Annotated in this window: 28 protein-coding genes and 1 pseudogene; 17 read left to right on the forward strand and 12 right to left on the reverse strand. The window is 63.3% G+C overall.

Annotated elements, in window-relative coordinates; genetic code table 11:
• Window positions 1-159 precede the first annotated feature (159 nt).
• Window positions 160-1,198: pseudogene (locus AC5O5R_RS02570) on the forward strand (IS110 family RNA-guided transposase).
• Here AC5O5R_RS02570 and AC5O5R_RS02575 read toward each other — a convergent pair.
• On the reverse strand, window positions 1,172-1,975 hold the full coding sequence (locus tag AC5O5R_RS02575; protein ID WP_172220618.1) for a TSUP family transporter: 804 nt from the start codon (window positions 1,973-1,975) through the stop codon (window positions 1,172-1,174). The pseudogene AC5O5R_RS02570 and the gene AC5O5R_RS02575 overlap by 27 nt on opposite strands.
• 10 nt (window positions 1,976-1,985) lie before the next feature.
• Window positions 1,986-3,047 (reverse strand): TauD/TfdA family dioxygenase, encoded by a 1,062-nt coding sequence (locus tag AC5O5R_RS02580; RefSeq protein WP_172220615.1) that lies wholly within the window; start codon window positions 3,045-3,047, stop codon window positions 1,986-1,988.
• 237 nt (window positions 3,048-3,284) lie between these two features.
• On the opposite strand from AC5O5R_RS02580, the gene AC5O5R_RS02585 reads away from it, so the two are divergent.
• Window positions 3,285-4,169, forward strand: a complete 885-nt coding sequence (locus AC5O5R_RS02585) for a sugar nucleotide-binding protein (RefSeq protein ID WP_172220597.1) — start codon at window positions 3,285-3,287, stop codon at window positions 4,167-4,169.
• Window positions 4,162-5,094 (forward strand): NAD-dependent epimerase/dehydratase family protein, encoded by a 933-nt coding sequence (locus AC5O5R_RS02590; RefSeq protein WP_172220594.1) that lies wholly within the window; start codon window positions 4,162-4,164, stop codon window positions 5,092-5,094. Before AC5O5R_RS02585 ends, AC5O5R_RS02590 begins: the two co-directional genes overlap by 8 nt.
• 129 nt (window positions 5,095-5,223) lie before the next feature.
• Here the strand turns inward: AC5O5R_RS02590 and AC5O5R_RS02595 are convergent, their stop codons facing one another.
• Window positions 5,224-5,667, reverse strand: a complete 444-nt coding sequence (locus AC5O5R_RS02595) for a winged helix-turn-helix transcriptional regulator (protein ID WP_172220591.1) — start codon at window positions 5,665-5,667, stop codon at window positions 5,224-5,226.
• A gap of 100 nt (window positions 5,668-5,767) precedes the next feature.
• Here AC5O5R_RS02595 and AC5O5R_RS02600 point away from each other — a divergent pair, with 100 nt between their 5' ends.
• Window positions 5,768-6,973, forward strand: coding sequence for an MFS transporter (locus AC5O5R_RS02600; RefSeq protein ID WP_172220588.1), 1,206 nt, complete (start codon window positions 5,768-5,770; stop codon window positions 6,971-6,973).
• Here AC5O5R_RS02600 and AC5O5R_RS02605 read toward each other — a convergent pair.
• The 5 genes from AC5O5R_RS02605 to AC5O5R_RS02625 form a co-directional block, all read right to left on the reverse strand.
• Entirely contained in the window at window positions 6,961-7,644 is a 684-nt protein-coding gene (locus AC5O5R_RS02605) for an OmpW/AlkL family protein (RefSeq protein WP_172220585.1), read from the reverse strand. The genes AC5O5R_RS02600 and AC5O5R_RS02605 overlap by 13 nt on opposite strands.
• Before the next feature lie 110 nt (window positions 7,645-7,754).
• Window positions 7,755-8,249, reverse strand: a complete 495-nt coding sequence (locus AC5O5R_RS02610; protein ID WP_172220653.1) for a DUF3299 domain-containing protein — start codon at window positions 8,247-8,249, stop codon at window positions 7,755-7,757.
• A gap of 150 nt (window positions 8,250-8,399) precedes the next feature.
• Window positions 8,400-9,665, reverse strand: coding sequence for an ABC transporter permease (locus AC5O5R_RS02615; RefSeq protein ID WP_172220582.1), 1,266 nt, complete (start codon window positions 9,663-9,665; stop codon window positions 8,400-8,402).
• On the reverse strand, window positions 9,665-10,375 hold the full coding sequence (locus AC5O5R_RS02620; RefSeq protein ID WP_172220579.1) for an ABC transporter ATP-binding protein: 711 nt from the start codon (window positions 10,373-10,375) through the stop codon (window positions 9,665-9,667). The genes AC5O5R_RS02615 and AC5O5R_RS02620 overlap by 1 nt, the downstream gene beginning before the upstream one ends.
• Window positions 10,376-10,951, reverse strand: a complete 576-nt coding sequence (locus tag AC5O5R_RS02625) for a DUF2796 domain-containing protein (RefSeq protein WP_172220576.1) — start codon at window positions 10,949-10,951, stop codon at window positions 10,376-10,378. It abuts the gene before it with no gap.
• Between the two features lie 129 nt (window positions 10,952-11,080).
• Between AC5O5R_RS02625 and AC5O5R_RS02630 the strand changes: the two genes are divergently transcribed.
• Complete coding sequence (locus AC5O5R_RS02630; RefSeq protein WP_172220650.1) at window positions 11,081-11,425, forward strand: hypothetical protein; 345 nt, start codon at window positions 11,081-11,083, stop codon at window positions 11,423-11,425.
• A 41-nt stretch (window positions 11,426-11,466) separates the two neighbouring features.
• Here the strand turns inward: AC5O5R_RS02630 and trxA are convergent, their stop codons facing one another.
• The 3 genes from trxA to AC5O5R_RS02645 are packed head-to-tail and all read right to left on the reverse strand — an operon-like array spanning window position 11,467 to window position 13,482.
• Window positions 11,467-12,339 (reverse strand): thioredoxin, encoded by an 873-nt coding sequence (gene trxA, locus AC5O5R_RS02635; RefSeq protein WP_172220573.1) that lies wholly within the window; start codon window positions 12,337-12,339, stop codon window positions 11,467-11,469.
• Between the two features lie 31 nt (window positions 12,340-12,370).
• Window positions 12,371-13,030: a class I SAM-dependent methyltransferase gene (locus AC5O5R_RS02640; protein WP_172220570.1), complete on the reverse strand. Its 660-nt coding sequence runs from the start codon at window positions 13,028-13,030 to the stop codon at window positions 12,371-12,373.
• The gene (locus AC5O5R_RS02645; protein WP_172220567.1) at window positions 13,030-13,482 is read right to left on the reverse strand and encodes a YbaY family lipoprotein; all 453 of its coding nucleotides are present in this window, start codon (window positions 13,480-13,482) and stop codon (window positions 13,030-13,032) included. The genes AC5O5R_RS02640 and AC5O5R_RS02645 overlap by 1 nt, the downstream gene beginning before the upstream one ends.
• Window positions 13,483-13,588: 106 nt before the next feature.
• On the opposite strand from AC5O5R_RS02645, the gene nrdR reads away from it, so the two are divergent.
• From nrdR to AC5O5R_RS02705, 12 genes are all read left to right on the forward strand, one after another.
• The gene (gene nrdR, locus AC5O5R_RS02650; protein WP_009685710.1) at window positions 13,589-14,053 is read left to right on the forward strand and encodes a transcriptional regulator NrdR; all 465 of its coding nucleotides are present in this window, start codon (window positions 13,589-13,591) and stop codon (window positions 14,051-14,053) included.
• Between the two features lie 2 nt (window positions 14,054-14,055).
• On the forward strand, window positions 14,056-15,186 hold the full coding sequence (gene ribD / locus AC5O5R_RS02655; protein WP_172220564.1) for a bifunctional diaminohydroxyphosphoribosylaminopyrimidine deaminase/5-amino-6-(5-phosphoribosylamino)uracil reductase RibD: 1,131 nt from the start codon (window positions 14,056-14,058) through the stop codon (window positions 15,184-15,186).
• Window positions 15,187-15,228: 42 nt separating this feature from the next.
• Window positions 15,229-15,894, forward strand: a complete 666-nt coding sequence (locus AC5O5R_RS02660; protein ID WP_172220561.1) for a riboflavin synthase — start codon at window positions 15,229-15,231, stop codon at window positions 15,892-15,894.
• 18 nt (window positions 15,895-15,912) lie between these two features.
• On the forward strand, window positions 15,913-17,004 hold the full coding sequence (gene ribBA / locus AC5O5R_RS02665; protein ID WP_172220558.1) for a bifunctional 3,4-dihydroxy-2-butanone-4-phosphate synthase/GTP cyclohydrolase II: 1,092 nt from the start codon (window positions 15,913-15,915) through the stop codon (window positions 17,002-17,004).
• A 91-nt stretch (window positions 17,005-17,095) separates the two neighbouring features.
• Window positions 17,096-17,572: a 6,7-dimethyl-8-ribityllumazine synthase gene (ribH, locus tag AC5O5R_RS02670; protein WP_003255395.1), complete on the forward strand. Its 477-nt coding sequence runs from the start codon at window positions 17,096-17,098 to the stop codon at window positions 17,570-17,572.
• The gene (gene nusB, locus AC5O5R_RS02675) at window positions 17,569-18,069 is read left to right on the forward strand and encodes a transcription antitermination factor NusB (RefSeq protein WP_172220555.1); all 501 of its coding nucleotides are present in this window, start codon (window positions 17,569-17,571) and stop codon (window positions 18,067-18,069) included. The genes ribH and nusB overlap by 4 nt, the downstream gene beginning before the upstream one ends.
• A gap of 18 nt (window positions 18,070-18,087) precedes the next feature.
• Window positions 18,088-19,056 carry a thiamine-phosphate kinase gene (gene thiL, locus AC5O5R_RS02680; RefSeq protein ID WP_172220552.1) on the forward strand — a complete coding sequence of 323 codons (969 nt, stop codon included), beginning with the start codon at window positions 18,088-18,090 and terminating at the stop codon, window positions 19,054-19,056.
• Complete coding sequence (locus AC5O5R_RS02685) at window positions 19,053-19,556, forward strand: phosphatidylglycerophosphatase A family protein (RefSeq protein ID WP_003255391.1); 504 nt, start codon at window positions 19,053-19,055, stop codon at window positions 19,554-19,556. The genes thiL and AC5O5R_RS02685 overlap by 4 nt, the downstream gene beginning before the upstream one ends.
• 16 nt (window positions 19,557-19,572) lie before the next feature.
• Window positions 19,573-20,316: a substrate-binding periplasmic protein gene (locus tag AC5O5R_RS02690; protein WP_172286626.1), complete on the forward strand. Its 744-nt coding sequence runs from the start codon at window positions 19,573-19,575 to the stop codon at window positions 20,314-20,316.
• A gap of 184 nt (window positions 20,317-20,500) precedes the next feature.
• Complete coding sequence (gene ribA, locus AC5O5R_RS02695; protein ID WP_172232079.1) at window positions 20,501-21,118, forward strand: GTP cyclohydrolase II; 618 nt, start codon at window positions 20,501-20,503, stop codon at window positions 21,116-21,118.
• Window positions 21,115-21,534: an MFS transporter gene (locus tag AC5O5R_RS02700; RefSeq protein ID WP_172232076.1), complete on the forward strand. Its 420-nt coding sequence runs from the start codon at window positions 21,115-21,117 to the stop codon at window positions 21,532-21,534. Before ribA ends, AC5O5R_RS02700 begins: the two co-directional genes overlap by 4 nt.
• Window positions 21,534-22,346, forward strand: coding sequence for a cobalamin-binding protein (locus AC5O5R_RS02705; RefSeq protein WP_172232073.1), 813 nt, complete (start codon window positions 21,534-21,536; stop codon window positions 22,344-22,346). Before AC5O5R_RS02700 ends, AC5O5R_RS02705 begins: the two co-directional genes overlap by 1 nt.
• Here the strand turns inward: AC5O5R_RS02705 and AC5O5R_RS02710 are convergent.
• Window positions 22,324-24,195 (reverse strand): TonB-dependent receptor domain-containing protein, encoded by a 1,872-nt coding sequence (locus AC5O5R_RS02710; RefSeq protein ID WP_494514936.1) that lies wholly within the window; start codon window positions 24,193-24,195, stop codon window positions 22,324-22,326. The genes AC5O5R_RS02705 and AC5O5R_RS02710 overlap by 23 nt on opposite strands.
• Window positions 24,196-24,240: the final 45 nt, after the last annotated feature.

The raw sequence follows: 24,240 nt of genomic DNA on the forward strand, positions 1-24,240 counted from the left end.
CTGACCTTGTATGTAGAGAGGTCCCCCGCCTCATTGCCCACTACGAAGAGTATCGAGAAGCCGACTAGTCGGACTTCGCATTACAAGGTTGCAGCGGCATGAATTTCGAGGTCGGGGAACCGGAGGCCATTGTTACCTAACTCACATGCGGTGGGAAGAATGAGTGTCTGTGTTGGCGTGGATATCGGTTCGCGTACTTCGATTGCTGGGGTGCGTAAAGATGGGCGCCCTGTCGGGCAATGGGACATCGCCCAGACACCCGCTGGCCGCAAGGCAGCGGTGAAAAAACTGCAGGCCCTCAAACCCAAGACGATCGTGATGGAGGCCACGGGGATCTATTATTTGGACCTCGCGCTTGAGCTGCATGCGGCCGACCTTCCTGTTTCAGTCATCAACCCCAAAAGTTTCCATAACTTCGCCAAGCTCATGCTGGTCAACAGCAAGACTGATGCAATAGATGCTCAGTTGCTAGCCGAGTACGGCGAGCGTATGACGCCGCGCTTGTGGACACCGCCAAGCCCTGTACAGCTTGAGCTCAGGGCCCTCGGTCGGCACATCAATCGGCTGGTAGGACACCGCACCAGGGCGAAAAATGAGCTGCATGCACTGCAGGCGACCGCTACGACCATTTCTATTTTGATCGAGGATCAGGAGGAGGCGATTGCCACCCTGGACACTCGCATTGAGCGCTTTCGTAAAGCAGGACGCGAACTGATCGCCCAATGTCCAACCCTCACCCAGCAATACAAGCAACTACTCGCAGGCCCCGGAATAGGAGAAGTTACGGCACTTGCAGCTTTGGCTGAATTGACCACACTGCCTGAACTGCTCAAGTCCTCTCAGGTAGCACGCCATGCGGGGCTGGATGTTCGACAGACACAATCTGGAACAAGCATCGACAAGCCAGGCCGGCTCGGTAAGAGTGGGAATGCGTATCTACGCGCAGCCATGTATATGCCAGCGTTGACTGCGGTGCGCTGTGATCCTTATGCAGAGGCCTTTTACGAGTCGCTGATCGGTAGAGGCAAGAAAAAAAATGCAAGCGATCGCCGCTGTCATGCGCAAATACCTGACAGGTATCTGGGCATGCATGCGCGGGGATATGCCATTTGATACGGCCAAGCTTTTCAGCTCTGAACACCTCAGAAAAGCTTGGCCGCCAACAGAGTATCTACATAATTATTCTAAATTGCCGTAACCATTCCCCTACCGGATGCCCATCACCGAACAGCAACTTGATTGCCATCAGGGAACACACAACGATCAGTAGCGGTTTGACCAGTCGTGGTCCAAAGTAGAGCGCGCAACGCGCGCCAATTTGTGCGCCGATGATGGCGCAGACTGCCATTGCCAATCCCAAAGGCCAGATGATCGCCCCACTGAATGCAAATACCGACAGAGCTCCAAGATTGCAGCACGCATTCAATAGTTTGCTTCTGCAGATCGCCTGCATAAGCGCCTGCCCCATTAGCAAGGTGCAGGCGACCATGAAGAATGATCCGGTACCTGGGCCAAAAATACCGTCATAAAAGCCAATGGCTGGAACTACTGCCAACGTGAAGGTAAAACGTGATAGCCGTTGCCTACGGTCCTGATCACCAAGCGTGGGGCTGAATGTAAAGTACGCGGCTACCGCAATCAGCAAGATTGGGACGATTGACTCCAGGACAGCCCTGTCGAGTATGCTGATCGACAAGGCGCCTGCGAACCCACCGGTAAAAGAAAGACAAGCCATAGGCCAGTCGGACCGCCACTCGATCATCCGCTTGCGAGCAAACGCCCAGACTGCTGAAACACTGGCCGAGGACGCCTGAAATTTATTGGTAGCCATTGCCGCCAACGGGTCGACGCCTGCTATGAAAAGGGCCGGGAGCGTAAGCAGCCCGCCGCCGCCTGCTATTGCATCGAAAAAACCGGCAAACAGGGCGACAGCTGAGAGTGCAATTAGTAGTGAGGTTTCAACTTCCACTAGCATTTCTCCAGCATTAGCCGCGCACTACAAGTGGATCTTTTCGCAGGGTCAAGGGGCGGGCATCCGGTGAATAACCAAACAGTCGGATCAACAATCTCCTGTTATCCTTTACGATTTCGCGTGCATGGAGTGTTTGGCTGTTATTGATTAATAGTGCTGAGCCGGGATGAAGGATAAATTCGTGAGATTTTGCTTGGCTCAGCAGGTGCACAAGCGAGTGATAAGCTTTTTGTGCCGACTGGCTGGCCTCGTTATGCAAAGAGTAACGATAGCTACTGTAGCGCAGGGTAAATTCGCCCCTGGGATCAAACTGGAGAATGGAATTTTCGACCGTGTGCTGGCTTTCATCCTTGACGAAGCAATCGCTACGAGTGAAACAGAATGACTTCGATGATAGCGCAAGTGCCTCAAGTCCGTTCAGCTTTGCAACGGCATCGCGTACAGGTATCAATATGGTCGGTTCTCGCAAGGGGTTCCATCTGGCCGTCAGAATCAATGCGCTCGGGGCCGGAGAGTGTCCGCTCTCTGAGTTGATCGAGCAATTGTAGGGAGGCTCTGTATGCGGGCCCAGCATAAGTCCTGAATGGGAGCTCATTTCGGCTTCGTGATCATCAAGCTCATCCGATAACACATTTTCGCCGCCACCTTTGAAGTTACCAACGAGCCTTACTTGCTTGCTGCCGTTGTCTATATCAAAAGCGAAGGAGCGATAGTCGACAAGGTTCAGGAGGATCTGGTTTCGAGAGGCCAGATAGATAGTGACTGGTTCGGTACTGATGATATCCATGGGCGGAAGATGCGCTGGTGCAGGGTCGGAGTGCGGAACTTGCATCGCATTGAACTCAATGGCGGCCGCCATGCCGCAGGTGAACATTTCGAGCATATCGCGTTGCGGAGGGCTCATTGAAAGCATCAGAACTCGGGCGTGATGTGCGGAAATTCTTGCGGCTCCTGTTACGTCAGGCCCGCCGCTCGCGGCAGTTTGTCTGGACCCTGAATCCAATAACCGTGCTTGCTCCTTGGTAAACTGGAATTTGATGATTTCAGGCGAGCGGCTAAATTGAGTTCCTGTCATTGTTTTTTTTCCTTTGTATGTAGAGGAAGGTGAAACTTTTTGTTAGCTCGACGATCATTTAGCCAGATGTTTTTAACCGGGGATGCAGGACCTGATCCGTCTGAGCTGTAGGGAATGTCTCTGGCGATGGTAGGAATGGCCTTACGTATGTACTGCCGTCCCGGTGTTGGACTTCCCCGCCCGGAAACCGCAAAATGCCCCTTTCATTCATTAACCTCTTCCGGATCTGCTGACTCTATGCGTATGCGCCTAATGCTGTTGGGTGGTGGCAATGCCCTCGGGCAAGCGCTGATTCGTCTTGGGGCCGAGGAGGACATCGCTTTCCTGGCGCCGCGCCCGCCCGAGAATGGCTGGGCCCCGGCCAGCCTCACTCAGCTGCTCGATGATCACCGCCCCGATGCCGTGGTCAACCTGGCTTATTACTTCGACTGGTTCCAGGCCGAGTCGGTCAGCGAGCAGCGCCTGGCTCAGCAGGAGCGGGCGGTGGAGCGGCTGGCAGAACTGTGCCAGCACCACCAGATCACCCTGATCCAGCCGTCCAGCTATCGCGTGTTCGACGGTTCGCGGGCCACGGCCTACAGCGAAAAAGACGAACCAGTGCCGCTCGGCCTGCGTGGCCAGGCGCTGTGGCGTATCGAGCAGAGCGTGCGCGCGGCTTGCCCGCAGCATGTGCTGCTGCGCTTTGGCTGGCTGCTCGACGAAAGCATCGACGGTGCCCTCGGCCGCTTCCTGACCCGCGCCGAGCAGCCGCAAGAGCTGCTGCTGGCCGATGACCGGCGTGGCAACCCGACACCGGTCGACGATGCCGCGCGGGTGATCCTGTCGGTGCTCAAGCAGCTCGACTGTAGCGCGCCGCTGTGGGGCACCTACCATTACGCCGGCAACGAGGCGACCACGCCGCTGGCGCTGGGCCAGGCGATACTTACCGAGGCCGGGCATTACCGCCAGCTGGCTGTGCAGGCACCGACGCCGCAGGCGCATGCGGCGCGCCCGGATGCCAGCGAAGAGCCACAGCACGCAGTACTGGCTTGCAAGAAAATTCTTCATACCTTCGGTATCAAGCCGCGCGCCTGGCGTGCCGGCCTGCCGCCCTTACTGGACCGGTTCTATCGCCATGGCTGACGCCCCCATCCTGATCACCGGCGGTGCCGGCTTCATTGGTTCCCACCTGTGCGATGCGTTGTTGGACAAAGGCTACGCCGTACGCATTCTCGACGACCTGTCCACCGGCCGGCGGGCCAACCTGCAGCTCGACCACCCCCGGCTGCAACTGATCGAAGGTGATGTCGCCGATGCAGCGCTGGTCACCCAGGCCGCGGCTGGCTGCCGTGCCGTGGTGCACCTGGCAGCAGTGGCCTCGGTGCAGGCCTCGGTCGAGGACCCGGTACGCACCCACCAAAGCAACTTCATCGGCACCCTCAACGTGTGCGAAGCCATGCGCGTGCATGGGCTGCGCCGGGTACTGTTCGCCTCCAGCGCGGCGGTGTACGGCAACAATGGCGAGGGCGAGTCGATTGCCGAAGACACGCCCAAGGCGCCGTTGACCCCGTATGCCGTGGACAAGCTGGCCAGTGAGCAGTACCTGGACTTCTACCGCCGTCAGCATGGCCTGGAGCCGGTGGTGTTTCGCTTCTTCAACATCTTCGGGCCGCGTCAGGATCCGTCCTCGCCGTATTCCGGGGTTATCAGCATTTTCGCCGAGCGCGCAGTGCAGGGCTCGCCGATCACCGTGTTTGGCGATGGCGAGCAGACCCGCGACTTCCTCTACGTGGGCGACCTGGTGCAGGTGATGGTGCAGGCGCTGGAGCAGCCTCAGGTGCAGGAGGGGGCGGTGAATATCGGCCTCAACCAGGCCACTTCGCTGAACCAGTTGCTGGCCGCGCTGGAGAAGGTGGTTGGCAGTTTGCCTGCGGTCAGCTACGCCGCAGCGCGTTCGGGTGACATTCGCCATTCGCGGGCGGACAACCAGCGTTTGCTGGCGCGGTTCGATTTTCCGCAGGCGACGCCGATGGTCGAGGGTTTGGCGCGGCTTTTGGGTAAAAGCTGATATCCATTGCGGGCGCTCTGCGCCCCAACCGCCGGCAAGCCAGCTCCCACAAGATCCAGTAATCGCAAGATCAACGCGGTACCTGTGGGAGCTGGCTTGCCGACGATGGGCTGCAAAGCAGCCCCATGATCACCCATGCCGCACAACTCTGCGCAGGCAATCCTCGGCATTCAAAACCCGCCCGTCCTGGCCGCGCACCTGCAACGTCTCAAGCCCGTGGCCGCTAGCCGCTTCCACCAACTCCGATCGCACCTCGCCCGCCTCGAACAGAAACTTCTCCCCCCACTGCCGCAAGCCAACCACCACCGGAAACACCGAGCGGCCTTTCCCGGTCAGCACATATTCCTTGTAAGCGCTGCCATCCGAAGCCGGCTGCATCTCCAGCAACCCACTCTCCACCAACAGCTTGAGCCGCGTGGTGAGGATGTTCTTCGCCAACCCCAGGTTCTTCTGAAACTCACTGAAGCGCCGCAGGCCATCGAAGGCATCGCGCAGGATCATCAGCGCCCAGCGGTCACCCAGTACCTCCAGGGCCCGGGCCACGGGGCATTGCGCATTGTTTTCGTCGAGCATGGAGTCGGCCTGCCGTGATTATCTGGTTGCAGATTAAAACTACATTTGCTAAATAGCCAGCATGCGGTTTCAATTCGAAACCAGTTTTCGAGGCCAGCCGATGACCCCTTCGCAGACACGCTGGATAACCCTTCTGCTGGCCATCACCAGCGCCATGGCCGTGGCGACGGTGTATTTCGCCCAGCCGTTACTCGAATCGATGGCCGCCGAGCTGGGGGTGGCGCAGCAGCAGATCGGCTGGGTGGTCGGCGCGACCCAGGCGGGCTACGCCTTTGGGCTGTTGCTGATAGTGCCGCTGGGCGACCTCATCGACCGCAAGCGCCTGATCCTTGGCCAGTTGCTGTTCTCTGCCGTGGCTCTGGTCGGGGTGGGTATGGCGCCGAACTGGTCCGTGTTGCTGTTGGCCCTGGCTAGTACCGGGCTGATGGCAGTGATGGTGCAGGTGATGGTGGCGCATGCCGCGAGCATGGCCGCACCCGGCCAGCAAGGGCGGGCGGTTGGGACCGTGACCAGTGGCGTGGTGCTGGGGATTCTGTTAGCGCGCCTGGTCTCGGGCGGGCTGGCTGATGTGGCCGGCTGGCGCAGCGTATACCTGGTTGCAGCTGGGCTGCTGATGCTTATGGCGCTGGTGTTGTGGCGCACCTTGCCGAGCGGGCAGCGCATGGCGCACGGGCCGGGCTACCGGGCCTTGATCGCTGCCCAGTTCAGCTTGTACCGGCACGACCGGCTGCTGCGTCAGCGCGGGTTGTTCGGTGTGTTGATCTTCGCGGCGTTCAGCGTGCTGTGGAGTGCCATGGTCATGCCCTTGAGTGCTGCGCCGTTGGCACTGAGCCATACCGAGATCGGCCTGTTCGGCCTGGCAGGTGTTGCAGGCACATTGGCGGCGGCGCGCGCCGGTCGCCTGGCCGACCAGGGGCTGGGCGAGCGCAGCACCGGGCTGGCGCTGGCGCTGCTGGTACTGTCCTGGCTGCCCACGGCATTCGTCGAGTATTCACTGATTGCCTTCGTGCTGGGGGTGCTGATGCTGGACTTCGCCGTGCAGGCGGTGCACGTGACCAACCAGAGCATATTGCTGGCCGGGCGTGGCGTGATGGCCAGCCGCTTGATTGGCGCCTACATGTGCTGCTATTCGCTGGGCAGTGGCTTGGGGGCGGTGCTGGCGGGCTGGGTGTACGCCCATTGGGGTTGGGCTGCGGTATGCGGGCTTGGCATGGCGATCAGTGCGTTCGCACTGGGGTATTGGCTATGGCTGCAACGGGCGAGGGCGGCCGAGGCCGCCCTGCAGTGCTCAGGTCAGAACTTGTAGCCCAGGCCGACCATGTAGACCCACGGGTCGACTTCCACGTCGACCTTGGTCTTGCTGTAGCCCAAGGCGGTCGGGCCGTTGACGCTGGCCTTGGTATCGATATCGACGTACCAGACCGAGGCGTTCACCAGCAGGTTGTCAGTGATCATGTAGTCCATGCCCAGCTGACCGGCGATACCGACCGAATCCTGCAGCTTCAGGTTGCTGAAACCCTGTTGCTTGCGGCTGCTGCTGAGGTCTTCATCGAAGAACAGGGTGTAGTTGATGCCGACGCCGGCATACGGCTGGAACCGGGAGTTCGGCTCCATCGGGTAGTACTGCAACGACAAGGTCGGTGGCAGCTGCTTGATGTTCGCCAGCTTGCCATCCAGGCCGCCGCCCAGGCCCTTGACGCCGACGGTGTGCTTGAACGGCGTGGCGGCGAGCAGTTCCAGGCCGATGTGGTCGGTGAGCATGTAGGCGAAAGTCAGCCCCAGCTGGGTGTCGCTGTCCAGGGTAGCCTTGGTGCCCGATACCTTGTTGCCGTCGAATTTCAGGTCGCCGCTGCTCTCGTTGGGGGCAGTGGTGATGGCGCCGGCGCGGACGATGACATCGCCCGCCTGGTGGGCGTGGGCAACAGGGGCAGCGAGCGCCAGGGCCGCGAGGGCGGCGCCGAGCAAGGACTTGTTCATGGAAGCTCCCAAAGGACGTGAGTAATCGAGTAGTCCAATGGTACGGAGCCGTCTAAACCGATTGTTTGACCCAGCTCAAAAGAAGCGTCCGCATGAGTTCGAAGTGGTTCTCATTTCAGCTCATAAGCGTATATTTTCTCGGCTTCCATCTGGTAACCGGCGTCTGCCAGTTCGCTGCTGGAGGCTCTGACCTGCATCTTTCCTTCGATCCAGTAGGGCTGGTAGAGGTCTTCGACGCGCACACCCATTTCGCTGAAGATATGCACGATCTGGTTCGACGGTGGCGGTGGTACGTGGATGCACGCGCCGTAGTAGGGCACCAGCAGGAACTCGGTGGTGCGGCCCTCTTCGCTGACTTCAAGCGGCACAATGTAGCCGGGCAGTTTGATCTGCTGGCCGTCGAGGCTTTTCACCACTGGCGCGTCGGGGGCTTGCTGGCGCGCTGCGGGGGCGGACTCGGCAGACAGGGCGCTGCTGATTTGCGACAGGTCGTGCAGTGGGGCCAGTTGTGGCGGGATGACCGGGGCGCCTTCGGGGATGAGGGCGGGCCAGTCCAGCTCCTTGGGTTCGGCGGCCCAGGCAGGTATTGCCAGCGAGAGCAGCATGATCAACAGGATTTTTGCTGTCTGCGCTGGCCTCTTCGCGGGTGAACCCGCTCCCACAAGGTACTGCACAGGGTTCAAGGGCTGTGCAGTACCTGTGGGAGCGGGTTTACCCGCGAAGAAGCGCATGAGGTACTGGATCATTACTGGCTCTCAGAGGTGTATGGACAAACCATCGGCCAGCGACTGCCGATAGGCACGCCACGCCGGCACGCTACCCATCAGCAGCGCAGCCCCGAGGATGATAGCCAGCAAGGTCCATTCATGAGCGCTTGGCAGCGCCAGCGGCAGGTACAAACCATAGTTGGCCTGCACATACCCCTGGGCCAGGGCTATACCGGCATACAGCAAGCCTAGCCCGGCGAGGATGCCGACCGCTGCCAGCGATAGCGCCTCCAGTACCAGCAAACCGGCGATATGCCACGGCCGTGCGCCCACGGAGCGCAATATCGCCATCTCCCGGCGGCGCTCGTTGAGGCTGGTGAGAATCGCCGTAAGCATGCCGATCAACCCGGTCAGCACCACGAACAGCGAAACCACGAACAGCGCCTGTTCCGCGGTGCCCATCAGGCTCCACAGCTCTTGCAGTGCCACCCCGGGCAAAATGGCCAGCAACGGCTCGTTGCGGTACTCGTTGATTTCGCGCTGCAGGCTGAAGGTTGCGATCTTGTTATTCAGCCCAAGCATGAACGCGGTGATGGCGGCAGGCTGCAGGTCCATCGTGCGCGCCTGCTCGGCACTGATCCGCCCGGCACCACGGGCCGGCACACCGTTATGCCAGTCGATATGGATGGCCTCCATGCCACCCAGGCCGATGTGCAGGGTACGATCGACCGGGGTGCCGGTGCGTTTGAGCACACCGACCACGGTGAACGGCTTGTCGTCATGCTTGACCAGGCTGATCGCCGCAACGCCGTGGGCCAGCACCAGCTTGTCGCCCAGCTTGTAGTGCAAGGCGTCGGCCACTTCGGCACCCAGCACCACTTCGAACGGGTCGTTGGCAAAGGCGCGGCCCTGGCTCAATTCCAGGTGTTGGCGGCGGCCGTACTGGTAATGGCTGAAGTAGTCGCCAGTGGTGCCCATCACCCGGTAACCGCGGTGCGAGTCGCCCAGCGAAATGGGGATTGCCCACTTTACCCGCGGGTCCCTGGCATAGTGCTGATAGCTGTCCCAGCGAATGTTGTTGGTGGCGTTGCCGATGCGAAATACCGAATACAGCAGCAGGTTCACCGAACCCGAACGGGCGCCGACGATCAGGTCGGTGCCGCTGATGGTGCTGGCAAAGCTGGCACGCGCCTCGGTGCGCACGCGCTCGACTGCCAGCAGCAGGCACACCGACAAGGCGATGGCAAAGGCGGTGAGAAATGCAGTGAAGCGGCGGTTGGCCAGGCTGGCCAGGGCAAGGCGGAGCAGGTACATCATGCCTCCCGGGGCGTGGCGGCGCGGTTCAGTTGGGCCAGCGACAGGTGGCGGTCGAACAGCGGCGCCAGGCTCTGGTCATGGCTGACGAACAGCAGGCTGGCGCCAGCGGCGCGGCATTCGTCGAACAGCAGGCCAATGAACGCTTCGCGGGTGTCGGCATCCAGTGCCGAGGTCGGCTCGTCGGCAATCACCAGCTCGGGCTGGCCGATCAGTGCACGGGCAGCGGCGACCCGCTGCTGCTGGCCGATCGACAAGCTGTCGGCACGGCGCGTGAGCAGGGCAGGGTCACCCAGGCCCAGGTGCGCCAGCAGCGTGCTGGCTGCCTGGTCGACACTGCCGTGGCGCTGCACGGCGCGGGCCTTGCGGGTGTGCGAGAAGCGGCAGGGTAGCTCGACGTTTTCGCGTACCGACAGGAACGGCAGCAGGTTGAACTGCTGGAAGATGTAGCCCGTGTGATCGACCCGAAAGCGGTCGCGGGCACCTTGGCCAAGGCTGCCAAGGTCCTGGCCGAGCAGTTGTATACGGCCCTGCCCCGGCACATTCACCCCGCCCAGCAGGCCCAGCAATGTGGTTTTGCCACTGCCGCTGGGGCCCTTGAGGAACAGTGCTTCACCGGCGTCCAGGTGAAACGCCGGAATATCCAGCAGCGGCGGCTGGCCTGGCCAGGCGAACATCAGGTCATGCAGTTCGATCAACGGCTGGCTCATTCAGAAGACGACCGCAGCCTTGGCCGGCGTCGCTTCCACGCCTTTCTGGCCATTGGGGCCGATCAGTTGCACGTTGATCTTCTGCGTGGCCGGGAAGGCTTTGAACAGCGGCGCGAGGTCCACCTGGGTGAGTTTTTCGGGGTTGGCGCAGGTCAGCTGGTAGTGGGCGCCGATATCGCTGTGCTGGTGGCCGTGCTCATGCGCGTCGCCATCGTCGTCGGCTTTCGCGGTGTCGCCGAACAGCGGGCTTTCCAGCGCTTGTTGGTCTTCTTTGCAGCCGGCAGTGGCAGGCAGGCCGAACAGCTGCAGGGGTTTTTCCAGCTGCTGGCGTACGGCGGCGACCTTGGCCTTGTCGGCATCGCTGCTGGCGGCATGTTCGAAACCGACCAGGTTCATGGCCGGGCTGTCCAGCTCCAGCTCCAGGGTGTTGCCATCAAGCACGGCGTTGAGCTTGGCAACGCCATGCTCGTGGGCGCCGAGGGTGCCATGCGCATGGTCATGATCATGCTCGTCGTGGGCATGGGCTACGACCAGTGGCAGCAAGGCGAAGGGCAGGGCGAGCAGCAGGCGACGCATGGATGGCTCCGGAGCGGGCTGAAAGATGTAGTTATGTTATAACAAGATTTATTCGCGCCGCCAGTCTGTGTGGCGCAGGTTTCATGTTGGGGTAGCATGGCTGCATTGACCTTCCTCAAGGAACGCATCGTGAGAATTCGTGGACAGATTGGTGAATGGCCGGTGGACCTGACCATCGAGCTGGCGCCTGAAGAGTGGGCGCAACTTGGGCGGCAGGTCGGGGTGCCGGCGGTGGCGCAGGCCGCAGCCCCGGCAGCTGTTGCGGCGGCGCGTTCGGACGACGGGCAGTGGACCGCGGCGCGTGATGTGCTGCGTTTGGCAGGGCAGATGAGCGGGCCGGAATTGCTGGACCGTCTGGAAGGGCTGGCGGGGAGTACGGCGGCAGGCAAGCGGCTGCTGGTGCGCTTGCGGCATAGCAGTGAGGTGAAGGTGGAAAGTGGCGTGGATTCGCCGGTTTATCACTGGGTGGGGTGATGGTTTCAGAATCATGGGGCCGCAAGGCGGCCCCATGATTATCAGAACATCAGCGCCGACAGCTTGCGACGATAAACCCCAACTAACGGGTGATCCCCACCCAGCAACTCGAACACCTGCAGCATCGCCTTCTGCGGCAGCCCGTTCTCATAGCCACGATTACGCTGGAACAGCTTCAGCAGCCCATCCAGCGCCGCTTCGTACTGCTGCCGCGCCAGCTGCTGGATGCTCAACTGGTAAGCCGCTTCGTCATCCTGCGGGTTCTGCGCCAGGCGGCTCTTCAGGTCTGCCACTTCCGGCAGGCTCGCGGCCTGGCGCAGGAAGGTCAGCTGCGCCTTGGCACCGGCCAGTGCTGCCTTGTGCTCATCGGTCTTGACCGCGTCCAGCACCACTTGCGCTTCACCCAGCTCACCACGCTCGGCCAGGCAACGGGCGTACAGGATCAACGCCTCGGCATTGCTGTTGTCTTCACCCAGCAGCACCTGCAACAGCGCTTCGGCCTCGGCAAAACGGCTTTCGGCAAACAACGCCTTGGCCTGTTCCAGCGGCGATGCAGTGGGGGCGGGGGGCAGTTGCACGTGGGGTTCGAGCATGGCGCGAATGGCGGATTCCGGCTGCGCACCGGCAAAACCGTCCACCGGCTGGCCGTCCTTGAACAGCACCACGGTCGGCAGGCTGCGGATGCCGAACTGGGCAACTACCTGTTGCTCCACATCGCAATTGATCTTGGCCAGCAGCAGCTCGCCCTGGTAACCCTCGGCGATCTTCGCCAGCAAGGGCATCAGCGCCTTGCACGGTGCGCACCACTCGGCCCAGAAGTCCACCAGCACCGGCTTGTGGAAGGAGTTCTCGATCACCAGTTGCTGGAAGTTGGCATCGGTGGCGTCGAAAATGTACGGCGTGTCTTGGGTCATCGCGACTCTCGCAAACTCGTGGATGGCACCACTATAAGGTGTCGCGGCTGGCGTGGTACAGGCTGACCCGGCGGAATTCGTGTGGCTCGGCCAGGTCGGGCAGGGTCAGTGCTTCGAGCACGCCCAGTTGCTGGTACTGCGGGTGGCTGAAGTCACGCACCCGCGAGTCGGCCACCAGCGCCTGGCGGCCGCGACCGAGAAAGGCATCGAGCAGCGGCAGGTTGGCGCGGTCGTACAGCACATCGGCTACCAGGATCAGGTCGAAGCGGTCGGCCTCGGCAAAAAAATCGCTGCTGTAAGCCAGTTCCACACCGTTGAGCGCGGCATTCGCACGGCAGGCATCCAGGGCCAGCGGGTCGAGGTCGCAGGCGACCACTTCCAGCGCACCGGCGCGGGCCGCGGCAATGCCAGCGATGCCGGAGCCGGCGCCAAAGTCCAGCACCCGCTTGCCGGCCACCCACTCCGGGCGCTCGGCCAGGTAACGGGCCATGGCCAGCCCACTGGCCCAGCAGAAGCTCCAGTAGGGCGGCTCTTCAAGAATGCGCCGGGTTTCTTCGCTGCTGAAGGCGCGGTCCATGTTCTGGTCATCGATCAGCCACAGCTTCAGGTCACAGCCGGGCAGCTCGCTGACCACCAGCCGCGCTTCGCCGATCAGGCCGCTGAGGGCCTGTTGCAGGGCCAGCGGCGCCACTATGGCGCCTTCTCGAAACGCAGCGGGCCGGTGGCCTGGGTCTGGGCCTGGGTTATGCGCACCGGTAGCAGGTGCATGATCAGCTGGCCGGAGCTGCTGGCGCGGCCACGCAGCTCGACCCGGGCCCCGGCCGGAAAGGCCTCAGGGTTGAAGCGCAGGTGGTAGGGCAGGGCCTGGCCGGTGCCCGTCAGGTTGCTGCTGGCCAGCAGGCGTTGCGGGCGGTCACGTTCGTCGATGACCAGCAAGGCCAGCTCCACGTTGGCGCCGGCCGGGATTTCCAGCAGGGTACCGCTGAGTTCGCGCTGGTAGGCCGGCAACGGGCCCAATACTTCGGCCTGCTTGGCCGACCGGGCGGGGGTGGGTGCTGCGGGGGTATCGGTCTTCGGCCTGTCGCTGCCGCAGGCGGCAAGCAGGGCGGCGCAGCACAGCACGACGAGCGCTCGGTAGTGCATGGGGTAGTCCTTCACGGGCAGATTTCCCTTGGATGTTAACCCCTTTGGCTTGTCTTGCCAGTGGGATGCGCTACCATGGCCCTCCCTTTTTTTGTTGCCTGCCACCATGCACTGTCCCTTTTGCGGTGCCAACGACACCAAGGTCATCGACTCTCGTCTCGTCGCCGAGGGCGAGCAGGTGCGCCGCCGCCGCGAATGCGTGGCCTGTGGCGAGCGCTTCACCACCTTCGAAACTGCCGAGCTGGTGCTACCGCGGCTGATCAAGCAGGACGGCACCCGCCAGCCCTTCGACGAAGACAAACTGCGCGCCGGCATGCAACGGGCACTGGAAAAACGCCCGGTCAGCGTCGAGCGCCTGGAAGCGGCACTGGCGCACATCAAGAGCCGCCTGCGGGCCACCGGCGAGCGCGAAGTCAAATCGCTGGTGGTGGGTGAAATGGTCATGGCCGAGCTGCGCAAGCTCGACGAAGTGGCCTACATCCGCTTTGCCTCCGTCTACCGGCGCTTCCAGGACCTTGACGAGTTCCGCGAAGAAATCGACCGCCTGGCTCGCGAGCCGGCCAAAGAGTGAACATGCCCAGCCAAGCTGCCATCCTCGACGCCCACTACATGGCCCGCGCGCTGGAGCTGGCGCGCAGAGGCCTGTATACCACCCACCCGAATCCGCGCGTAGGCTGCGTGATCGTGCGCGATGGCCAGGTGGTGGGCGAAGGCTGGCACCTGCGCGCCGGCGAGCCGCATGCCGAAGTGCATGCCCTGCGCCAGGCCGGTGAACTTGCCCGCGGCGCCTGCGCCTACGTCACCCTGGAGCCGTGCAGTCATCATGGCCGCACACCGCCGTGCGCCGAGGCGCTGGTCAAGGCCGGCGTGGCGCGGGTCGTTGCAGCCATGCAGGACCCCAACCCGCAGGTGGCGGGGCAGGGCCTGCGGCGCCTGGCCGAGGTCGGCATCGAAGTCGCCAGCGGCGTGCTCGAAGCCGAGGCCCGGGCACTCAATCCGGGCTTCCTCAAGCGCATGGAGCACGGCCTGCCGTTCGTGCGGGCCAAGCTGGCCATGAGCCTGGACGGTCGCACCGCCATGGCCAGTGGTGAAAGCCAGTGGATCACCGGCCCGGCCGCCCGCTCGGCGGTGCAGCGCCTGCGCGCCCGGTCCAGCGTGGTGCTGACCAGCGCCTCCAGCGTGCTGGCCGACAACGCGCGCATGACCGTGCGTGGCACGGAGCTTGGGCTGGACGCCGAAACCACCCGCCTGGCACTTAGCCGCACACCGCTGCGCGTGCTGGTCGATGGCCGCTTGCGCCTGCCACTGGATGCGCCGTTCTTCCAGGCCGGCCCGGCTCTGGTGGTGTGCGCTGTCGCGGATGACCCGCGCTATGCCGCTGCCGGCCACGAACTGCTCAGCCTGCCGGGTGACAATGGCCAGGTTGACTTGCCGGCGCTGCTGCAGGCCCTGGCGAGGCGCGGGGTCAATGAAATCCTGCTGGAAGCCGGTGCCGGCCTGGTCGGTGCCTTTGCCAGGCTGGGCCTGATAGATGAGTACCAGCTGTTCGTCGCCGGCACCTTCCTCGGTTCCCACGCCCGCCCGCTGCTGGACTGGCCGCTGGAGAAGATGAGCGAAGCCCCGCGGCTGAAAATTACCGAAATGCGCGCAGTGGGCGATGACTGGCGGGTCACGGCCATGCCCCTGCCGGCGTCCGGCGTATAATGCCGGGCTTGCCCCGCGCAAACCGTTTTTGAGGAAGACCCCATGTTCACCGGCATCATCGAATCCATCGGCACCATTCGCAGCCTCACCCCCAAGGGCGGTGACGTGCGCGTGCATGTCGCAACCGGCAAGCTCGACCTGGCGGACGTCAAGCTTGGCGACAGCATTGCCGTCAATGGCGTGTGCCTGACTGCGGTCGAACTGCCGGGCGACGGCTTCTGGGCCGACGTCAGCGTCGAAACCCTCAAGCGCACCGCCTTCATCGACCTCAAGAGCGGCAGCAAGGTCAACCTGGAAAAGGCCCTGACCCCCACCACTCGCCTGGGTGGGCACCTGGTCAGCGGCCATGTCGACGGGGTCGGCGAAATCATCTCGCGCAGCGATAACGCGCGCGCCATCCAGTTCCGCGTGCGTGCACCGAAGGAACTGGCCAAGTACATCGCCCACAAGGGTTCGATCACCGTCGACGGCACCAGCCTGACGGTCAATGAGGTCAATGGCGCCGAGTTCGAGCTGACCATTGTCCCGCACACCCTGTCCGAAACCATCATGGCCGACTACCGTGCAGGGCGTCGGGTAAACCTTGAGGTCGACCTGCTGGCCCGTTACCTGGAGCGCTTGCTGCTGGGTGACAAGGCCGCCGAACCGAGCAAGGGCAGTGGCATCACCGAAAGCTTCCTGGCCGCCAATGGCTTCTTGAAATCCTGATTGAGAAGGGGGTGCCGCGTGGCGCTCAACAGCATCGAAGAACTGGTAGAAGACATCCGCCAGGGCAAAATGGTCATCCTCATGGATGACGAAGACCGCGAGAACGAAGGCGACATCATCATGGCAGCCGAATGCTGCCTGCCCGAGCACATCAACTTCATGGCCAAGCACGCCCGTGGCCTGATCTGCATGCCGATGACCCGCGAGCGTTGCGAAACCCTGAAGCTGCCGCTGATGGCGCCGCGCAACGGCTCGGGCTTCGGCACCAAGTTCACCGTGTCGATCGAAGCCGCCGAGGGTGTCACCACCGGCATCTCCGCCGCTGACCGTGCCCGCACCGTGCAGGCCGCCGCCGCCAAGGATGCCAAGGCCGAAGACATCGTCAGCCCTGGCCACATCTTCCCGCTGATGGCCCAGCCAGGTGGCACCCTGGCCCGTGCCGGGCACACCGAGGCAGCCTGCGACCTGGCGCGCATGGCCGGTTTCGAGCCCAGTGGCGTGATCTGCGAAGTGATGAACGACGACGGCACCATGTCGCGTCGCGCCGAGCTGGAAGTGTTCGCCGCCGAGCACGGCCTGAAGATCGGCACCATCGCCGACCTGATCCACTACCGCATGATCCACGAGCGCACCGTGCAGCGCGTTTCCGAGCAGCCGGTCGAAAGCGAACTGGGTGAATTCAACCTGGTTACCTACCGCGATGCAGTGGAAGGCGACGTGCACATGGCCCTGACCCTGGGCAAGATCTGCGCCGAAGATCCAACCCTGGTGCGCGTGCACAACATGGACCCGCTGCGCGACCTGCTGCTGGTCAAGCAGCCGGGCCGCTGGAGCCTGCGTGCGGCCATGGCCGCGGTGGCCGAGGCTGGCAGCGGCGTGGTATTGCTGCTGGGTCACCCGCTGGACGGCGACGTGCTGCTGGCGCACATCCGCGAAAGCGCGGGCGATGTGCCGACCAAGGCACCGACCACCTACAGCACCGTTGGCGCCGGTTCGCAGATTCTGCGCGACCTCGGCGTGCGCAAGATGCGCCTGATGAGTTCGCCGATGAAGTTCAACGCGATATCCGGATTCGATCTGGAAGTTGTAGAATACGTGCCCTCCGAGTGACTTGAGGCGGCATTGACGCCCTCTGCTCGAGTCCAGAACCCTGTCGAGGCCGCTTGTATGCGGCCTCGCTCTTGAAGATGAGAATATCGGAATGACCCTGAAGACCATCGAAGGTACCTTCATCGCCCCCAAAGGTCGCTATGCTTTGGTGGTTGGCCGCTTCAACAGCTTCGTCGTTGAAAGCCTGGTAAGCGGTGCCGTTGATGCCCTGGTACGCCACGGTGTCAGCGAAAGCGACATCACCATCATCCGTGCCCCGGGTGCTTTCGAAATCCCGCTGGTAGCACAGAAAGTCGCCCAGCAAGGCGCCTACGACGCGATCATCGCCCTGGGCGCGGTGATCCGTGGTGGTACCCCGCACTTCGAATACGTGGCGGGCGAATGCACCAAGGGCCTGGCCCAGGTGTCCATGGAGTTCGGTGTACCGGTGGCGTTCGGTGTGCTGACCGTTGACTCCATCGAACAGGCCATCGAGCGTTCCGGCACCAAAGCCGGCAACAAAGGTGCTGAAGCTGCCCTGTCCGCTCTGGAAATGGTCAGCCTGCTGGCGCAGTTGGAGGCCAAGTGATTAGCGACGAAAGCGATCGTTTCAACCCGCGCGATCCAAAACCTGCGGATGCCGGCAAGCCCTCGAAGAGCGCCAAGCGCCGCGAAGCCCGACAGCTCGCGACCCAGGCCCTCTACCAGTGGCACATGGCCAAGCACTCGCTGAACGAGATCGAAGCGCAGTTTCGGGTCGATAACGATTTTACCGATGTCGACGGTGCTTATTTCCGCGAAATCCTGCATGGGGTTCCGGCGTTCAAGAGCGAAATCGACCAGGCACTGGTGCCTTGCATGACCATCGCCCTGGACGAACTCGACCCGGTCGAACTGGCCGTGCTGCGCCTGTCCACCTGGGAACTGATGAAGCGCGTGGACGTGCCGTACCGCGTGGTCATCAACGAAGGCGTGGAACTCGCCAAGGTCTACGGCGCCACTGACGGCCACAAGTTCGTCAATGGTGTGCTGGACAAGCTGGCACCGTCGCTTCGAGAAGCCGAAGTCAAGGCGAACAAGCGCTGATCCAGGCGCTTGCGAACCATGGGTGAGTTCGAGCTGATCAACCATTACTTCGCCGCCGCGCCTTGTGCGCAGGGTGGCGAGGGCGTGGCCCTGGGTATCGGCGACGACTGCGCCTTGCTCAGCCTTCCGCCCGGTGAGCAACTGGCGGTGTCGACCGACACCCTGGTCGCCGGCGTGCATTTTCCCGCTGTCTGCGATCCGCTTCTGCTTGGCCAGCGTTCGTTGGCCGTGGCAGCCAGTGACCTGGCAGCCATGGGCGCGACCGCAATCGGCTTTACCCTCGCCCTGACCCTGCCTGACGTTGGCCCTGACTGGCTGGCGGCCTACGCCGACGGCCTCAGCCGCATGGCCCAGCGTTGCCGTATGAGCCTGATTGGTGGGGACACCACACGTGGCCCGCTGAGTATCACCGTGACCGTGTTCGGCCGTGTACCCGCTGGCCAGGCCCTGCGCCGCAGCGGCGCCCGGCCGGGCGACCTGCTGTGTGTCGGTGGTGTGCTGGGCAAGGCGGCGGGGGCGTTGCCGCTGGTGCTGGGTGAGCGCGAGGCGCCGGCCGAGCAGGCCGAGCCGCTGCTGGCCCACTACTGGTCGCCGATGCCGCAGCTCGCCTTGGGTCAGCTGCTGCGCGGCCGGGCCACGGCGGCGCTGGATATCTCTGATGGCCTGCTCGCGGACTGTGGGCATATTGCCAAGGCGTCCGCTGTCGCACTGCAGGTGAACCTGGCGCAGGTGCCAGTGTCTCCTGCTGTAGAGGCGTTTCTCGGCCGTGAGGCGGCGCTGCAGGCCGCCCTCAGCGGTGGCGATGACTATGTACTGGCTTTCACCTTGCCGCCTGGGGCGCTGGCAGCTCTGGCTGCCTTCGATTGCATCGAGGTGCATACCATTGGTCGTGTGCTCGAAGGGCAGGGTGTGACCTTGCACGACGCCTTGGGCCATGACATCACCCCCGTTCAGCGGGGCTATCAACACTTTAGGGAGACACCGTGACCGATCACCCCAACCAGGTGCCTGCGGAGTTCGTTCCGCCTTCGGTCTGGCGCAACCCGTGGCACTTCATCGCGTTTGGCTTCGGTTCCGGCACCTTGCCCAAGGCGCCGGGCACCTGGGGTTCGCTGGTCGCCATACCGTTCATTCCTTTGTGGCAGATGCTGCCCGACTGGGGCTACTGGCTGCTGCTCGGGGTGAGCATGCTGTTCGGCTTCTGGTTGTGCGGCAAGGTCGCCAATGACTTGCGCGTGCACGATCACGAAGGCATTGTCTGGGACGAGATCGTCGGCATGTGGATCACCCTCTGGCTGGTGCCGGAAGGCTGGCAGTGGTTGCTGGCGGGGTTCCTGATGTTCCGCTTCTTCGACATCCTCAAGCCGTGGCCGATCCGCTGGATCGATCGCCATGTGCATGGCGGCGTCGGCATCATGCTCGACGATATCCTGGCCGGCGTGTTCGCCTGGCTGGGCATGCAGGTTCTGGTGTGGGCGGTTGCCTGAAACAGGGAGCGCGTGAATGGCCATAAGGACTGTGCTGCTGGCGATGCTGCTTGGCTTTGCCCCGTGGGTGATGGCTGCCGACGGCGTGCCGAAGCAGATCCATCTGGTCAGCGAAGAATGGCTCGACTACACCAACGCCGACGGTACCGGGGTGGCCTGGGACGTATTGCGCAAGGTGTTCGAGCCGGCCGGGGTCAAGGTGGTTGCCCAGAGTGCGCCCTATAGCCGTGCAGTCGGGTTGGTGAAACGGGGTGAGGCCGATGCCTGGGTGGGTTCTTACAAGGATGAGAGCGACGACAACCTCTACCCGCGCTGGCACTTCGATCTGGACCACATCTACGCCCTTGGTCTGGCCAGCAAGCCTGTGCCGACCCCGGAAAACGTAGGCAATTACCGCCTGGCCTGGGTGCGTGGCTACGACTATTCCAGCTACTTGCCCAATGCTCATGACTTCCGTGAAATCCAGCGCCGCGAGGGCATTTTGCCAATGCTCGAGCACGATCGCGTGGACTTCTACATCGATGCGCTGACCGAGGTGGACTACGTGCTCAGCCAGGCCCCGCACCCCGAGCGTTTCCGCCGCACCCATGTAGCCGAACTGCCGCTGTACCTGGCCTTCGCCCGCAACGACCGGGCCAGGGCCTTGCGCGATCTGTTCGACAAGCGCATGGCCGAACTTGTGCGCAGTGGCGAGCTGAAGCCGATTTTCGAGCACTGGAAGCAGCCGTATCCGTTCACTGCAGATAGCACACCGCACTGAATCCTGTTCATGTGGCCTGGCGCGGTTCCCACAGGGACTGTGCAAACCCGATTGACCGGGTGCCGGACTCTGCCAAGCATCGAACTTTTCGATCCTGCCCCACGGTATTCAGCCCGCCCATATCCCCCAACCTGCTGATACAATCGGCCCACGAGAAATTTTCAACTTATTCCAGGAGCACAACGTGCCCGTCGTCTTTGTTGCCGCCTCTAAACTCCCGACGCCCTTCGCGACTTTCACCATGCATGGTTTCCTTGAGGAAGCCACCGGCCGTGAGCACGTGGTGCTCAGCCTGGGTGACATCGCGGACGGGCAGCCGGTGCTGGGGCGCCTGCATTCCGAGTGCCTGACCGGCGATGCCCTGTTCAGCCAGCGCTGTGACTGCGGTTCGCAGCTGGAGGCCGCCCTGCAGGCCATTGCCCGCGAAGGCCGTGGCGTGCTGCTGTACCTGCGTCAGGAGGGCCGTGGTATCGGCCTGTTGAACAAGATCCGCGCCTACGAGCTGCAGGATGGCGGCGCCGACACCGTAGAAGCCAACGAGCGCCTGGGCTTTGCCGCTGACCAGCGCGACTACGCCATCTGCCTGCCTATGCTCGAACACCTGGGCGTGAAGGCCCTGCGCCTGATGACCAACAACCCGCGCAAGGTCAAAGCCCTGACCGACATGAACATCGTGGTTGCCGAGCGGGTGCCGCTGCACACCGGTCACAACCCGCACAACCGCTACTACCTGGCGACCAAGGCCGGCAAACTGGGCCACATGCTGGGCAGCGAACACCAGGGCGAGGTGCCCCAGGCGTGACCCGCGCCCAGGTCAAGCGGCGTCTGGCGCTGGCCTGGTGGCAGTACCTGGCGATGGGCCTGGTGCCGCTGCCGGTCATGGCCTGGGCCTTCGGTGGCGGTGATGCGCTGATCCCGCTGCTGGCGATGCCGTTGTTCATCGCCGGTGCGGCGACCATGTTCCTCAGCCTGCCACGCTTCGGTGCCTACAAGCGCGCGCTGATCGCCACTTCCAAAGTGCTCGGCACCAGTGAAGAACCTGCCGCCTGGATCGAACTGGCGCGGGTGCGGCGCCTGGCCATGCTGTATGCCTGCTTCCCGGCCTGGGTCGCAGCGCTGTCGGTGCTGGTTGGCCTGGAGGCGGTGCCACAGATCCTGCTGGCACTGTCGACCGTTGTGGTGCTGTACCTCTATCGCATTCCGCGCCAGCTCGGCTGATGCGCCTGCTGCCTGGCCTGCTGGCGCTGCTGGCCTGCACTGCAATGGCCGGCGAACCGCTGCGGGTCGTCAGCCTGGCACCTTCGATGAGCGAAATCATGCTCGAGCTGCACGCCGACGACCTGCTGGTGGGGGTGCTCGACGGTGGCGAGCGACCGACGGCGCTGCGTGACCTGCCCTCGGTAGGGCGCCAGGGGCAACTGGACATGGAGCGCCTGCTCAGCCTGCGTCCCGACCTGCTGTTGCTGTGGCCAGGCAGCGTGGCGCCCGCCCAGCGCGACCAGCTCAAGCGCTTTGGCATCGCTACTTTCAGTGCTGAACCCCATGGCATCGAGCAGCTGATCGAGCAGATCGAGGCCATCGCCACGCGCGTCGGCCGTGCCGAGCAAGGCAAGAACTACGCTCAAGCCCTGCGTGACCGGCTGCAGCAACTGCGCAAGCAGTATCGACGGGAAGAACCCTTGCAGGTGTTCTACCAGGTCTGGGACCGGCCGCTGTATACCCTCGGTGGCCGGCAGGTGGTAAGCGATGCCCTGGCCGTGTGCGGGGCGCGCAATGTCTTCGCCGACCTCACGCAACCGGCGCCGCAAGTGAATGTGGAAACGGTGCTGCTGCGCAACCCGCAGGTCATCCTGGCCGGCGACCAGGCGCAACTGGCCAGCTGGAAGGCCTGGCCGCAAATCCGTGCGGTCGCCGATGACCGCTTGCTGGTGGTGCCTGACAAAGGGCTGGAGCGGCCCAGCGGGCAAATGATCGAAGCCACCGCCCGCTTGTGTGCGCTGCTGGCCGCTAGAGCGCCGGCGTCCAGGTGACACTGAACAGCAGCGTGCGGCCTTCTTCACGGTAAGGGTGGTAGGTCCCCTCGTAGCTGTACAGGGCGCGGCTGGAGCTGCGGTCCAGCAGGTTATCCAGCTTGGCTTCCAGTTTCAGCGCATCAGTTGCCGCCCAGCTAGCACGCAGGCCCAGCACGCCATAGCCACCGATACGGTTGCGGTTGGCCTCATCGTCATAGCTGCTGCTGACCGCCTGCCAGCTGCCGCCAATGCTGAAGCGCCCGAATTCACGGTCCAGGTCCAGGCTCAAGGTGCGTCGCGCGCGGCGGGCCAGGGTGTGGCCGGTATCGCGATCGCGTGGGTCGATCAGCGCCAGGCCAAGCTGGCTGTGCCAGGCGCCCCATTGCTGGTTGAGCGCCATTTCCAGGCCGTTGATGCGTGCCGAGGCGACGTTGCGGGGGATCGAGTCCTGGCCAAAGATGATCGCGTCGCGCAGGTCGGTGCGGTAAAGCGAAGTCTCCAGGCGGCTGTCGCCAGTCAGCTGGCTGCGCCATTGCAGCTCGTAGCTGCGGGAGTGCTCGGGGTCCAGGTCCGGGTTGCTGAACTGCGGGTAATACAGGTCGTTGAACGTCGGCGCGCGGAAGCCCTCACTGTAGGACAGCAGCACATCGTTCTGCGCGTTCAGCGGGACGGTGACGCTGCCGCTCCAGGTGGTCTGGCCGCCAAACTGCTGGTTGCGGTCATGGCGCACGCCCAGTTCGGTGGAAAACCGTTCGCCCTGGTAGCGGTGCTGGGCGAACACGGCACGGTTCCAGCGGCTGTCCTCGGTGAAGTCGGTGCTGCCATGTACGCGGTCCTGGTACCAGTCAGCGCCGATCAGCAGCGTGTGTTGCTGCCCCAGGGCCAGGTCGTTCTGCCAGGTGGCCTGGTCCCGATAGGTATTGAACACGAAGCGTTCGGCGCTGAGTTTGTCGCGCTTGTCATCGCGGTTTTCGCTGTGGGCAAGTTCCAGGCGTGAGTGCCAGGCATCGCTGAGCTGGGCGTCGAAGTAGCTGCCCAGGCTACTCACACTGAAGTCGGTGTACGGCTGTAGGCCAAAGCTCTCGAAGGTGATCGGGTCGAAGCCGCCGAACGGGTTGTCGTATTCGCTGCGGCCGCGGCTGTCGAGCAGGTTCAGGCCTGCCTCGAAGCGCTCGCCGAAGGTGTGGCTCAGGCTCAGGTTGAAGGCCTTGTTGCGGTAGGCGTCATGGTCGCCATCGCTGGCGAAGGACGGCCCTGTGGCATCGATGCCTGCAGTCTCGTCCAGGCTGGCGCCCAGGTTGAAACGGGTGGCGTCGTTGCCGCCAGAAAGCCCCAGGCTGCGCTGGAATGTCTGGTTGCTGCCGGCCGCGATGCGCAGACGTGGTTGCAGGCCGGGGCCGCTGCTGCGTCGGGTGAAGATCTGGATGACCCCGCCAATTGCGTCGCTGCCGTACACCGCCGAGCGCGAGCCGCGCAGCACTTCTACCCGCTCGATCTGGTCAACGTCGAGAAACTGCAGGCCGCTGTCGCCCGAGGTGGCGTTGGCGATGCGCACGCCATCGACCAGTACCAGGCTTTGTGCGGCCTTGGTGCCGCGGATGAAGATGCCTGGCAGGCTGCCACGGCCACCGGTGGGGGCCACCTGGACGCCGGGCACGCGGCTGAGCAGGTCGGTGACGCTGCTGGGCTGCAGGCGGTCGATGTCGGTGCGGGTGAAGACGGTGTTGGCGGCACTGGTAGCGGTGCGCGATTCGACCTGGCGGCTGGCGCTGATCAGCACGTCGGGGAGCTTGAGGGCGTCGTCGCGTTCGGCGGCCAATAGCGGCAGGGGGAGGCAGAGCAGGGTGGCAAAGGTTGGGGATTTCATGGGCATAACCATTTTACGAGGGCTGCGCCCTCGATCGCGACACAA

The sequence above is a fragment of the Pseudomonas sp. 8_5_2 genome, assembly GCF_059295255.1.